The 12665-nt window shown below is 68.1% G+C and carries 14 protein-coding genes; 7 read left to right on the top strand and 7 right to left on the bottom strand.

The genetic code is table 11. The annotated features are described in order from the left end of the window. Window positions 1-72: 72 nt before the first annotated feature. Window positions 73-1416, top strand: coding sequence for an HNH endonuclease signature motif containing protein (locus tag H9633_RS05015; protein ID WP_191712315.1), 1344 nt, complete (start codon window positions 73-75; stop codon window positions 1414-1416). A 306-nt stretch (window positions 1417-1722) separates the two neighbouring features. Here H9633_RS05015 and H9633_RS05010 read toward each other — a convergent pair whose 3' ends face one another. Further along, on the bottom strand, window positions 1723-2307 hold the full coding sequence (locus H9633_RS05010; protein ID WP_191712314.1) for a helix-turn-helix domain-containing protein: 585 nt from the start codon (window positions 2305-2307) through the stop codon (window positions 1723-1725). Window positions 2308-2407: 100 nt separating this feature from the next. Between H9633_RS05010 and speB the strand changes: the two genes are divergently transcribed. From speB to H9633_RS04990, 4 genes are read left to right on the top strand one after another with little or no spacing between them, the layout of a single operon-like run. After that, complete coding sequence (speB, locus tag H9633_RS05005; RefSeq protein WP_191712313.1) at window positions 2408-3451, top strand: agmatinase; 1044 nt, start codon at window positions 2408-2410, stop codon at window positions 3449-3451. Further along, on the top strand, window positions 3448-3846 hold the full coding sequence (locus tag H9633_RS05000; RefSeq protein ID WP_191712312.1) for a YybH family protein: 399 nt from the start codon (window positions 3448-3450) through the stop codon (window positions 3844-3846). The genes speB and H9633_RS05000 overlap by 4 nt, the downstream gene beginning before the upstream one ends. Before the next feature lie 53 nt (window positions 3847-3899). Beyond that, on the top strand, window positions 3900-5285 hold the full coding sequence (locus H9633_RS04995; RefSeq protein ID WP_191712311.1) for a purine-cytosine permease family protein: 1386 nt from the start codon (window positions 3900-3902) through the stop codon (window positions 5283-5285). A 4-nt stretch (window positions 5286-5289) separates the two neighbouring features. Continuing rightward, on the top strand, window positions 5290-5937 hold the full coding sequence (locus H9633_RS04990) for a cyclase family protein (protein WP_191712310.1): 648 nt from the start codon (window positions 5290-5292) through the stop codon (window positions 5935-5937). A 6-nt stretch (window positions 5938-5943) separates the two neighbouring features. Here H9633_RS04990 and H9633_RS04985 read toward each other — a convergent pair whose 3' ends face one another. Next, entirely contained in the window at window positions 5944-7440 is a 1497-nt protein-coding gene (locus H9633_RS04985; RefSeq protein WP_191712309.1) for a SulP family inorganic anion transporter, read from the bottom strand. A gap of 143 nt (window positions 7441-7583) precedes the next feature. Further along, window positions 7584-7958, bottom strand: coding sequence for a DUF4186 domain-containing protein (locus H9633_RS04980; RefSeq protein WP_191712308.1), 375 nt, complete (start codon window positions 7956-7958; stop codon window positions 7584-7586). Between the two features lie 95 nt (window positions 7959-8053). On the opposite strand from H9633_RS04980, the gene H9633_RS04975 reads away from it, so the two are divergent. Then, window positions 8054-8290 (top strand): DUF3072 domain-containing protein, encoded by a 237-nt coding sequence (locus tag H9633_RS04975; protein ID WP_191712307.1) that lies wholly within the window; start codon window positions 8054-8056, stop codon window positions 8288-8290. A 39-nt stretch (window positions 8291-8329) separates the two neighbouring features. On the opposite strand, the gene H9633_RS04970 is transcribed toward H9633_RS04975, so the two are convergent. The 4 genes from H9633_RS04970 to H9633_RS04955 all read right to left on the bottom strand — a co-directional run bounded on the left by H9633_RS04970 (window position 8330) and on the right by H9633_RS04955 (window position 11187). Then, window positions 8330-8539, bottom strand: coding sequence for a hypothetical protein (locus tag H9633_RS04970; protein ID WP_191712306.1), 210 nt, complete (start codon window positions 8537-8539; stop codon window positions 8330-8332). A 126-nt stretch (window positions 8540-8665) separates the two neighbouring features. Beyond that, on the bottom strand, window positions 8666-8887 hold the full coding sequence (locus H9633_RS04965) for a helix-turn-helix domain-containing protein (protein ID WP_191712305.1): 222 nt from the start codon (window positions 8885-8887) through the stop codon (window positions 8666-8668). Continuing rightward, complete coding sequence (locus tag H9633_RS04960; protein ID WP_191712304.1) at window positions 8888-9373, bottom strand: DUF2975 domain-containing protein; 486 nt, start codon at window positions 9371-9373, stop codon at window positions 8888-8890. A 239-nt stretch (window positions 9374-9612) separates the two neighbouring features. After that, window positions 9613-11187, bottom strand: a complete 1575-nt coding sequence (locus H9633_RS04955) for an SDR family oxidoreductase (RefSeq protein ID WP_191712303.1) — start codon at window positions 11185-11187, stop codon at window positions 9613-9615. Between the two features lie 312 nt (window positions 11188-11499). On the opposite strand from H9633_RS04955, the gene H9633_RS04950 reads away from it, so the two are divergent. Continuing rightward, complete coding sequence (locus tag H9633_RS04950; protein ID WP_191712302.1) at window positions 11500-12618, top strand: Fic family protein; 1119 nt, start codon at window positions 11500-11502, stop codon at window positions 12616-12618. Window positions 12619-12665 lie beyond the last annotated feature (47 nt).

The raw sequence follows: 12665 nt of genomic DNA, 5'->3' as shown, positions 1-12665 counted from the left end.
CGGCCCGCGGATACCCGAACAAAGTTTCGGTAAATGCTTGATTTCTTGATCGAACAGAAGTACTATAAATGCATGTCAAAGCTCACGCCGTTGATCGAAGCGATGTCGTCGCTCGATCGATCGTGGGGTGATGCGGAAGATGCCACGGATCTGACCCGTGAGCAGTTGATCGCCATCGACAGCGCTATCGGGATGGTGAAGCGTCGATTGGATGCCGTGCACGCCGACGTCGCCGCGGGGATCTCTCGCGAGTCGCGTCCTGAGCTCGGAGCAGGCGGCCTGGCCAAGCAGCAGGGGTACCGCACGCCGGCGAAACTCATCGCGGCGACCACCGGCGTCTCGACGGGGGATGCGATTCGACTCATCAAGGTTGGGGAGGCGACGGCTCCGCGGGCGGATCTGCTCGGTGATCGGCTTCCCGCGCGCTATCCGCTGGTGCGGGAAGCCCTGTCTGACGGTGCAGTCAGTTCGCAGGTGGCCGGGCTCATCATCAGCCTGCTCGATCGGTGCCGTATCGCTGCAGGGCCTGAGCGGACGAGCGAGGGCGAGCGGATCCTCACCGAGGCCGCGGTCGGGCTGTCTTTGGACGACGTGCGCAAGCTGATCGTCCGTGCCGAGGCGTGGCTGGACCCGGACGGAGTGGAGCCGCGCGCGGAAGAGCAGCGCGCCAAGCGGTCACTGACGATGTTCGAGCGTGACGGGATGGTTCATTTGAACGCGCTGCTCGACCCCGAGAGTGCCGCCCCGGTGATCACCGCGATCCGCGGATACGTCACCGCCGCATTCGCGGCCCGACAGGATGCACCGGATCCCGATGCGCCGGATGCCGATCGCCGTACCGTCCCGATGCTGCAGGCCGACGCTCTGAGCCTGTTCGGATCACACATGCTCGGCTGCACCGCGCAGACGCCCGCGCTCGCAGGAGCGACCGTGGTGGTGCGGATGACCTTGCAGGATCTCCAGGCGGGCACCGGGTCGGCGACGATCGACGGGATCGACCAGCCGATCAGCATCAGTGCCGCCCGCCGGATGGCCGCCGACGGCGGGATCATCCCGTGCGTGCTCGGCGGAGACAGCGAAGTGCTCGATTGGGGGCGCCGCCGTCGACTGTTCACCCCGGCGCAGCGACTCGCTCTCGCCGAACGCGACGGCGGATGCGCCATGTGCGGCCTGCCACCCGGCATGGCCAAGGCGCATCACATTCGATGGTGGCGACGCGACGCCGGACCTACCGATCTCGCGAACGGGGTCCTGCTCTGCGAGACCTGTCACCACCGGATACATGACAACGGGTGGGACATCCGCATCGACCCACCGGGCCAAGGCAACACCGTCTGGTTCGTGCCGCCGCCGCACGTCGACCCCGCCCGCACGCCTCGCCGGGGTGGGAGAGCACGCTTCGACATCGCGGCCTGATCGTGCGCGTCGGTGATCGTCGTGCGGTCACGGCGCATCCGCCAGCTGTAGTGCCTGGTTCAGGTGGGGCCAGCGGTGATTCGTCAGGCTCGGTGGCCAGGGTGGGGTCAGTGGCGCGTCGGCAGGCTCGGGATGGGTCAGTCGCTTCGTCAGGCTCGGTGGCCCGGGGTGGGGTCAGTCGCGTCGTCAGCCTCGGCCGCCCAAGCCGGGGTCAGCCGCTTTGGCTGGCTCGGCGGCCCCGGTGCGCCTCAGTCGGCTTCGTCAGGTGCAGTGGCCCATGTAGGGCTCAGGGCCAACAGTGCCCGCTCAGGCCGACCCGCTCCACGGCGCCGGCACGATCACCCAGGCGACGCTGGCTGCCGTGTCGCCGGTGACCTCCCACGTGTGCGGCTCGCGGCCGGGGAAGGTCAGCGCGTCGCCGGCGCGCAGCGCCACCGAGCGGTCGGCGAAGCGCACGGTCACCTCGCCCGAGATGACGTGCAGCACCTCGACGTCGCAGTTGATCGTGTACAGCTCCGCACCGCCGTGGGCGTGCGGTTCGAGCTCGGAGCGCAGCAGCTGCACCCGCTCCTCGCTGCGCGGTGAGAGCAGGCGCTCGTCGGCGTGCATGCCGCCGAGATTGATCCGCGGCGCGTCAGCGAAGGTGACGTGCTGGATCTCGGGCTCCGTAAACAGCGCACCGACCGGCAGCGAGAGCACCTGACACAGCTGCACGAGGGTCGACACGCTGGGGGAGGTCTCGTCGCGCTCGACCCGGCTGAGGAAGCCCTTCGACAGGCCACTCGTGGCGGCCAGCTGGCTGAGCGACATGCCCTGACTGGTGCGCGCCGCGCGCAGTTTCGCGCCGATCGGCGTGGTCACTGCATCGGCGTGCGGGTGGATGGCGCGCATGGGCACTCCTCGACACAGGACGGCGTCCTCTTGACGCACGCCGTGCGACGCGCGTATGGTCACTCAAAGGTTGCCTCCAACGTACCAAAGGTTGTCAAATATGCAACACCCTGTTTCGGGTGATAACGAGCTCCCCGCCGACACCACCCCCTCGCCTGCCACCGCGCCGCGCGGCCCGGTCGACGCCAGCGTCGTGCCGCGCTTCGCCGGCATCGCCACCTTCGCGCGCCTGCCCCGCCTCGACGAGGTCGAGCGGGCGGAGGTCGCCATCGCCGGCATCCCGTTCGACAGCGGTGTCAGCTACCGACCCGGTGCTCGCTTCGGCCCGTCGCACGTGCGCGAGGCCTCGCGTCTGCTGCGGCCGTACAACCCCGCACAGGACGTCTCGCCGTTCGCCGCGCAGCAGGTCGCCGACGCCGGCGACATCGTCGCCAACCCGTTCGACATCTCCGCCGCCGTCGCCGAGATCGAAGCCGGCGCGCGGGCTCTGCGCACCAAGGCCGACCGCCTCGTCATCATCGGCGGCGACCACACCATTGCGCTGCCGCTGCTGCGCGAGGTCGCCTCGGTGCACGGGCCGGTCGCGGTGCTGCACTTCGACGCGCACCTCGACACCTGGGACACTTACTTCGGCGCCCCGACCACCCACGGCACACCTTTCCGCCGGGCCTCCGAAGAGGGCCTCATCGATCTCGCGGCGAGCATGCACGTCGGCATCCGGGGTCCGCTGTACGACAAGAGCGACCTCGAAGACGACGAGCGGCTGGGCTTCGCCATCATCACGAGCGAGTATCTCGAGACGCACGGTGTGGCATCCGCGATCGAGCGCATGCGCGCCCGCATCGGCGACAAGCCGCTCTACATCTCGATCGACATCGACGTGCTCGACCCCGCGCACGCCCCCGGCACCGGCACCCCCGAAGCGGGCGGCATGACCAGCCGCGAGCTGTTGCACATGCTGCGCGCGCTCGCCGGGTTCCGCATCGTCGGCGCCGACGTCGTGGAAGTGGCCCCGGCCTACGACCACGCCCAGCTCACCGCGGTGGCGGCCAGCCACGTCGTCTACGAGCTGCTGAGCGCGATGGCCCCGCGCTCCCCGCAGCAGCAGCCGCTGCCGACCACCACGGAGGAGGCAGGATCATGACCACACCCGAGCCCGAATCCGTCGCCGACGCGGCCGCCGCCATCGTCGACGCGTTCGCGGCGACCGACACCGAGCGCTACTTCGCGGCGTTCGCGCCGGATGCCACGTTCATCTTCCACACCGAGGCCGCCCGCCTCGACAGTCGAGCCGCGTACGAGCACATCTGGGCCGAGTGGCTCGAGAGCGGATGGCGCGTGCTCTCGTGCGCATCCACTGACAGCCGCGTGCAGGTGTTCGACGGGGGCGGCATCTTCACGCACACCGTCGACACCACCGTCAGCACCGCCGACGGCGTCGAGTCGTACCGCGAGCGCGAGACCATCGTCTTCACCCTCCAGGGCGATCAGCTGATCGCCGTGCACGAACACCTCTCGCCGCTCACCGGCACCCCCTGATCAGATCCACGCGCCCGCGTGACGACGCGATCGCAAGGCAAAGGAGCTTTACGATGTCCCTCTATACCCGCCTCGAGCAGAGGCTGCAGACCCAATCCGACGATGCCGGACCCATTCGCGGCACGTATTCCACCGGCCGTCTGCTGATGATCTGGCTGGCCGCGAACCTCGTGGTCACCACCCTGCTGACCGGAACGCTGTTCGTTCCCGACGTCTCCTACGGCCTCGTGCTGCTGCTCGTCATCGGCGGCACCATCGCGGGTGCCGCGGTGCTCGTCGCGGTCGGCACCATCGGACGCCGCACTGGCCTGCCCACCATGGCGCTCACGCGCGGCCCGTTCGGCATCCGCGGCAGCCTGCTCGCCGTCGCGGCGAACGTCATCATCCTGATGGGGTGGAGCTGGGTGCAGGCGATGCTCGCCGGCATCGCGCTCGACTACGTCGTGATGACCTTCACCGGCTTCTCGAACCCGGTGATCTTCGCCGTGCTCTGCCAGACGATCGTGGTGATCCTCGCGATCTTCGGCCACGCCGGCGTCGCCAGGGTCGAACCGTGGTTCGCCGTGGTGATCCTCGCTATCGCGGCGTACATCTTCGTGACCGCGTTCACGACGTTCAGCCCCGCCGAGTTCACGTCGATCGCGGCGTCGGCTGAGCCGTTCTACACGCCCGGTCTCGTCTTCGACGTCGTGCTCGCCACCGCCATCTCGTGGACCGTGCTCTCGGCCGACATCAACCGGCTGGGTCGCAGCAACCGGGCCAGCGTGGTCGGTGCGGGCGTCGGGTATACGCTCTCGACGATCATCTCGATGACCCTCGGCGCGACCGCGATGGCCTACGTCGTGCTCAACGGCGGCGACGCGGTGGCCTTCGACCCCGTGACCATCATCGAACCGTTCGGCTGGATCTTCGGCGTCGCCATCTTCCTGTCGGTGATGGCCACCAACACGATGGTCGTCTACGGCATGGTCACCACCGTCGTGAACGCGGTGCCGGGAACCCGGATGCGCTTCCTGCCGACCGCCCTCGTGCTGGGCGTGCTCTCGATCGTGGGCGCGACCTTCTTCGGCCTGCTCGATCAGTTCACGACGTTCCTGGTGACCATCGGCGCCCTGTTCGCACCGATCTTCGCGATCATGATCGTCGACTACTACGTCATCAAGCGCGGCTCGTACGACCGCGACATCCTCAACGCCCGCGGTGGACGTCACTGGTACCAGGGCGGCGTCAACTGGCTCGCGGTCGGGTCGTGGGTCGTCGGCGCGGTGCTCGCCTACGTCTGGGCGTACGTGCTGCCGCTGCCGTTCGGATCGACCGCCCCGGCGTTCGTGATCACGTTCGTGCTGTACCTGCTCGTGTCGTGGCCCACGCGATCGCGGGACGGCGCCGGCCACGTCGGCAACCTCGCCGAAGAGCCCGTGCCGGCGGGGCGGAGCTGAGCGAATGCCGAAGCTGCGCGACCTGAGTCATCCCATCCGCGACGGGATGATGGTCTACCCCGGCGACCCGCATGTCGCGATCAGCCCGGCGCTGAGCGTGGAGCGTGACGGTGTGCAGGTCGAACGCGTCGATATGGGGTCGCACACCGGCACCCACATCGACGCTCCGGCGCACACCGTCGCCGGTGGCCGCACCATGGCCGAGGTCACTCTCGACGAGCTCGTCGGCGATGCGCTCGTGCTGCGCGTTCCGGGGCTGGCGGATCGGCAGCGGTACGGCTGGGACGATCTCGCCGCTGCGGGGCAGATTCCGGATGCTGTTCCCGCGATCGTCATCATCGACACCGGCTGGGCGCAGTGGTTCGGTCAGGACCGCGCGACCGACCACCCGCATCTGCACCCGGATGCTGCGGCCGAGCTGTGGCGGCGCGGCATGCGCGTGCTCGCCGTCGACACCCTCAGCCCCGATGAGACCGGCGGTTCATCGGCGGAGTTCCCGGTGCACGGGATCGTGCTGGGCGGCGACGGCCTGATCGTGGAGAACATCTGCGGCCTGGCCGACCTGCCCGCCCGCGTGCAGGTCGGGTTCTTCCCGTTCAAGCTGCAGGGTGACGGCGCGCCGGTGCGGGCGGTGGTGTTCGAGCGAGAGTGATCCGGCCTACGCGAACCCGCCGCTCAGGCGCCCGTGGAACGTGCCGCTCGCGTCATTCATCCCCGTGATCTCGACCGTCTTGCCGTATGCCGCGTACTTCGTCTCGATGGCATCCAGAGCGGCGACGGTCGACGCGTCCCACACGTGCGATCCGGAGAGATCGATGACCACCCGATCGGGATCGTCGGAGTACGAGAACAGCGTCGTCAGGTCGTTGCTCGAGGCGAAGAACAGCTCGCCGGTCACGCGGTAGGTCGCCACGCCGTCCGACACCTCGCGGGTCACGTCGACCAGGTGCGCCACGCGGCGCACGAACAGCACCGACGCGACGAGCACGCCGCCGACGACGCCGACGGCGAGGTTGTGGGTCAGCAGCACGAGCACGACGGTCGAGACCATCACGAAGGTCTCGCTCTTGGGCATCCGCTTGAGAGTCGACGGGCGCACGCTGTGCCAGTCGAAAGCTCCGATCGCGACCATGATCATCACCGCGACCAGCGCCGCCATCGGGATCGTCGCGACGAAATCGCCGAACACGACCACGAGCAGGAACAGGAAGACGCCGGCGCAGAACGTCGAGATGCGGGTGCGTGCACCCGACTCCTTCACGTTGATCATCGTCTGGCCGATCACCGCGCATCCGCCCATGCCGCCGAACGCGCCCGACAGGATGTTCGCGACGCCCTGCGCCCACGCCTCGCGGCCCTTGCGCGAGTGGGTGTCGGTGATCTCGTCGACCAGCTTCGCGGTGAGCAGGGACTCCATCAGTCCGACCAGCGCCACCGCGAGCGCGAACGGCGCGATGATCGTGAACGTCTCCCAGGTCAGCGGCACGTTCGGGATGAACAGCGACGGCAGGCTGCGCGGCAGCTCACCCTGATCGCCCACGGTCGGCACGGCGATCGCGAACGAGAGCACGACGCCGGTCACGATCACCACCGAGACGAGCGGCGCGGGGATCACCCTGGTGATGCGCGGCATCACGATCATCACCGCGATTCCCAGCGCGACCAGCGGATATACCAGCCACGGCACGTCGATCAGCTGCGGGAACTGCGAGCTGAACACGAAGATCGCCAGCGAGTTCACGAACCCGACCATCACGCTGCGCGGGATGAACCGCATCAGCTTCGCCACCCCCAGCACGCCGAGGATCACCTGGAACACCCCGGCGAGGATCACCGTGGCGATGAAGTAGTCGATGCCGTACGTCGGCGCGACTGGTGCGATCACCAGCGCCACGGCACCCGTCGCCGCGGTCACCATCGCCGGTCGCCCGCCCAGGAACGCAATGGCGACCGCCATGATGAACGACGAGAACAGCCCCACCTTCGGATCGACCCCGGCGATCACCGAGAACGCGATCGCCTCCGGGATCAGCGCCAGCCCGACCACGAGACCCGCGAGCACCTCGCGGGTCAGCATCCGCGGGCTCTTCAGCGCGGTCAGCACCGACGGGTTCGGCCGGTAGCGGGCGGGATCATCGACGGATGCGGTGGACATGAGTGCTCCTGAAGGCGCCTCGAGAGGGGGATGAGGCAGACGTTCCAGAGTAGAGCGGATGCCCGGGGATCGGCGATCTCGGAGTCGGGAGGTGTGCAGGCGCGCTGGCCGGCAGCGCAGGTCGAGACGCTGAGCGGAGGGCATCACGCCGGCGGCATATTCGGCAGGTACTCCGCCACGATCCACCGGCTGATCGCCTCGACGACGTACTCGCGCTCGCCGTCGGTGAGCGCGTGCCCCTTGGGGATGCCGTGCCAGCGCGACAGGCAGGTGCGGCAGCAGGTGGCGGTCGCGTGCTGTGCGACGAAGACCGGATGCCCGCGGTACGGCGTCTGCTTGCCGTCGTTGCGCGGCTCGGCCGGCGCCAGCCGCTGATCGATGATCTCGCGGGCGTGACGACGGACGGTCTCGATGCCGCGCAGATCGACGATCGCACGGTCGCGTCCGTGCAGGTGGAATCGCGCCCGGAACGGATGCTGCCCGATCCGGCGCAGCCGGTCATCCAGATCATCACTCATTGCAGACATTGTGACGACAGGCGCCGACATTGGCCATCACCGCCGCGATTGTCAATCCCGCGCGCGGTCTGGCCGGCCCGGCGTACGCTTCCCGCATGTCCGACACACACGATTCCGAAGAGACCCTCGGCGCCGAAGACCCGCAGAACCCCGCGGCGAAAGATCCGTCCGACTGGGTCACGGGCGATGAGCCGATGACCGCGCCCCAGCGGAGCTACCTCGACACCCTCGCTCGCGAGGCCGGCGAGCAGCTGCCGGGTGACCTCAATAAGGCCCAGGCATCCGAGCAGATCGAACGGCTGCAGCAGAAGTCGGGCCGCGGCACGTCGTGAGGACGCCGGCGCACCATCTGTGCGCCGGCGACGCGGCCATCAGTCGATGTTCGTGTACTTCTCGCCGAAGTCCTGCTGCTGCGCCGCCGCGCGATCCTGCATCTGCTCGTCGTGCGTCGGCGCGCGGTCATCGGGGCGATCTTCAGCGGCGGCGTCGGACGACTCCCGCGAGTCGTCATCCTTGCTCATGTCGGGGTCGGTGCCCTCGGCCTTCATCGGGTCGGTCGGGAACGGCGTGGGATCGGACATCGTGGCTCCTGTCGGTCGATGAAGGCCCAGCGTGGCATCCGGCGAACGGCGACGGATGCCCGTTGACAAACCCCCTCCGTCCGCAAGCCGTTCCGGGCGAGCGCGCAGGTTTGGCCGCGACTGCGGTCAGGAACCCGACCCCTCATCCGGCTCCCAGCGCAGCAGATCGCCCGGTTGGCACTCGAGGGCCTGGCACAGGGCATCCAGCGTGGTGAAGCGCACCGCCTTCGCGCGGCCGTTCTTCAGCACCGCAAGGTTGGTCGGAGTGATGCCGATGCGCTCGGCGAGCTCGCCGACGCCCATCTTGCGGCGGGCGAGCATCACGTCGATGTCGACGATCACCGCCATTCAGATCACCTCGCCCAGCTCGTCGCGCAGCGTGCGCGCCTCGTCTTCGCGCTCGATCGCCTGACGCAGCAGTGCCTTCATCACCACGACCAGCAGCGCGAAGCCGGCGAGCACCAGCCCGGCGCCGCCGATCAGCCCGACCATTCCCGGGGCGACCTCGCCCGGCGCGAGCAGCGCGGCCAGCGCGAACGCCAGCACCGCGGCGGCCGAGATCGTGCCGACGATCACGTCGACATACCGGAACGACGACAGGTGGAAGATCGATCCACGGCGCACGCGAGTCAGCAGCATCCAGACGCACACCGCGAACACCTGCATGGTCAGGATGCCGAGCGTCGCGATGCTGACGAGGGTGATGCGTCCCCACAGTTCCTCTCCCTCGAGGTCGCGCCAGACGGCTGGCACGATCATCACCTGGACGACCAGTGAGCCGGCGAGCGCGAGCGCGATCACGACTTTCAGCAGAAGGATGGTGCCGGTGTTCATAGCGGACGCCTCTCGTTGATTAACGATGGGAATCTATCGTTAATCGTTGGGTGGCGCCAGGGGCGCGGAATACAAGGGCGCCGACCCGTCGGCGAGCCCGCGCCGGCGCAGGCGAACAACGCGAGGGAGGATGAATCTCGCCCGAAATCTCCTGCGCCCGCGCGTTCGCCTACGCTCGCGTGAGGCGTGTCTCCGGCCGCCGACGCGCGTCACCGCTGACGCGCGTCACCCCCCGCGCGTCAGCGTGCGGCCGCCACCCCGCCCTCCGCTTCGGCGGTGATGCGGGCGGCCATGCCCGTGAAGATGAAGCCGTGGAACGGCAGCACCGCCAGCCAGTACAACCGGCCGAGCAAGCCTCGCGGGAAAAACACCGCGCGCTGCTCGTAGCGGGTGCCGTCGGCATCCGGAACAGCCCGCAGCTCGAGCCAAGCCGAACCCGGCACGATCATCTCGGCTCGCAACCGCAGCAGACCGCCCCGCGAGCCGTCGCCCGACTCGAGCACGAGCGGCTCCTCCACCGCCTCGACGCGCCAGAAGTCGACCGCGTCACCCGGACGCAGAGTCGAGCGGCTGCGCCGACCCCGCCGCAGGCCCACCCCGCCGATCACGCGATCCATGACCCCGCGCACGGCCCAGAGGAACCGCGACGAGTACCAGCCGTTCTCGCCGCCGATCCCCGTGATCACGCGCCACACTTCGGCTACCGGCGCGGTGGTGTGCACGGATCTCTCATCGGTGAACACCGTGCGCCCTGCCCAATCCGGGTCGCTGGGCAGGGGGTCGCTCGGCGCGCCCGAGACCTCGGCATCCTGCCAGCTGGTCTCGACGCCGTCGGCATCCACCCGGCCCAGCGCCATCGCCACCGCCCGCCGATACGGGGTGAGGCCGCCCTCGGGCCGGGGGATCAGCTCGTCGATGGCGTGGTTCTTCATCACGCACTCGTTCTGCAGCGATTCGACCAGCGGTCGCGCGATCGATCGCGGCACTGGTGTGACGAGGTTGACCCAGTGCGATGCCAGCCGCGGAGTCAGCACCGGCAGCGACGCGATCGCCCGCTGTCGCAGCCCCGCCTCGAGGGCGTAGCCGTTCATCATCTGTCCGTACCGCAGCACGTCGGGGCCGCCGACGTCGGCCGCCGTGTTCACCGACGCGTCGACGCGCGCCGCACCCAGCAGGTAGTGCAGGACATCGCGGATCGAGATCGGCTGGATGTGGTTGCGCACCCACTTCGGCGCGGGCATGTACGGCAGCACATCGGTCAGGTGCCGGATCATCTCGAACGACGCCGACCCCGACCCGATCACCACGCCCGCCTGCAGCACCAGCGTCGGCACACCCGACTCGAGGAAGATCTCGCCGACCCGCACCCTCGAGCGCAGGTGCGGTGACAGTTCGGCATCGTCCGGATGCAGCCCGCCGAGGTACACGATCCGGCTCGCGCCGGCCGCGGCCGCGGCATCCGCCACCGCTTCCGCCGCCGCGGTGTCCTTCTCTTCGAAGTCCTTGCCGCCGGTCATCGAGTGCACCAGGTAGTAGACGACGTCGACATCGCGCATGGCCTCGGCCACGGCATCCCGATCCTGCGCCTCACCCTCGACGATCTCGACGTCGCGACCCCACGCGAACGACTCAGCGCGCGTGGCGTCGCGCGCCAGCACGCGCACGCGGTACCCGGCGTTAAGCAGTCGCGGGGTGAGGCGCCCGCCGATGTATCCGGTGGCGCCGAAGACCAGCACACGGGGCGCCGATCCGTCGTCACGGGGGATGGCGCGCAGCGCCGGTTCGCGCCCCGTCGGGGTGGTGAGCTCGCTCATGAGAAGAGAGTACGGGCGGATGCCGTGGCGCGGGGCACGGGTTGACGGCGGCGTCCGCGTCTGCCATCCCGCCGGCCGAGGCGCTCGCCGCTCATCCGAGGTAGGCGAACGACCCGAGGCAGGCCGAACCCGGCCGCGAATCTCCGACGCTGGCGCGGTCGCCTACCTCCGCGCGGCTCGCTCGCAGGCGATCTTGTATGCCGGTTCGCCACGCCTCCAGCACGTGTAAAGCGACATCACACATCCGTTAGACGTGTAAAGAATCGGCCCGATTTTTTGCACGTAACTGAGATCTGTCACTATCTTTGACACATGCCGTGGAAACCCGACGCTCCGTACAACGAGTTGCCGCTCTTGCCTCCCCGCGTCGACTTCGAGACAAGGCCGGTGCTCAAGGCAACCACGCGCGCTCGCGCTGCCTTGGCAGCCATGGACGAGGCAACCAAGCGGATGCCGAACCCCATGGTGCTGGTGAATTCGATCTCGCTTCTCGAAGCGCAGGCCAGTTCTGAGATCGAGAACATCGTCACGACGACAGACGAGTTGTTCCGATTCGCTCAGGAGGCAACGGACTCGGCTTCAGCAGAGACCAAGGAGACGTTGCGCTATCGCACTGCGCTCTTCGGCGGGTTGGAAGCGATCCGAAAGCGTCCGCTGTCGATCAACACGGCGATCGAGGTGTGCACCAACATCCACCGTCGCGATATGCGTGTGCGCGATCTGCCCGGTACATACATCGGCGACCCCAACACACGCAGCGCGATCTACACTCCACCTACCGGCGAGAGCGTGATCCTTCGCAAGCTCGACAACTGGGTCGACTTCGTGCACACCACAGCAGACATCGACCCGCTCGTGGTTATGGCGATCACCCATTACCAGTTCGAGGCGATCCACCCTTTCGCGGACGGCAATGGGCGCACAGGGCGCATTCTCAATGTGCTGCAACTCGTCGAGGCTGATCTTCTACGCGAGCCGATCCTCTATCTCTCGCGGTTCATCATCCGGAACAAGAGTGCTTACTACCGCCTCCTGCTGGGGGTGACGGCAGACGCCGCATGGGAAGAGTGGATTCTCTTCGTACTGCGGGGCATCGAAGAGACGGCGTTGCAGACGTTGTCGAAGATCGACCGAATCCAGGCGCTGCAGAACGTCATGCGAACGGAGATTCGTGAGCAAACCACGGCCGGGAGCAATGCAGATCTACTGGATGTGTTGTTCGAGAACCCGTACGCCCGTATCAACGACATCGTCCGACGGTGCGGCGTCTCGCGTCCCACCGCGACGAACTGGCTGAACGCGCTGGAGGCGATTGGCGCTCTGGTCGACCTACGCGTCGGGCGCGAACGGCTGTTCATCAATCAGCGCTTCATGCAGATCCTGTCAACTGATGAGACGCTACCGAGCGCAAGCGCAGATCGCTTGTTCTAAGCAGGGAGCGACGGTTGTGTTCATCCGCTCGCGTCTGAAGCTCTTCG

It is taken from the genome of Microbacterium commune, from assembly GCF_014836945.1.
Taxonomy (GTDB): domain Bacteria; phylum Actinomycetota; class Actinomycetes; order Actinomycetales; family Microbacteriaceae; genus Microbacterium; species Microbacterium commune.
This window is presented reverse-complemented; position numbering and strand designations above follow the sequence as displayed.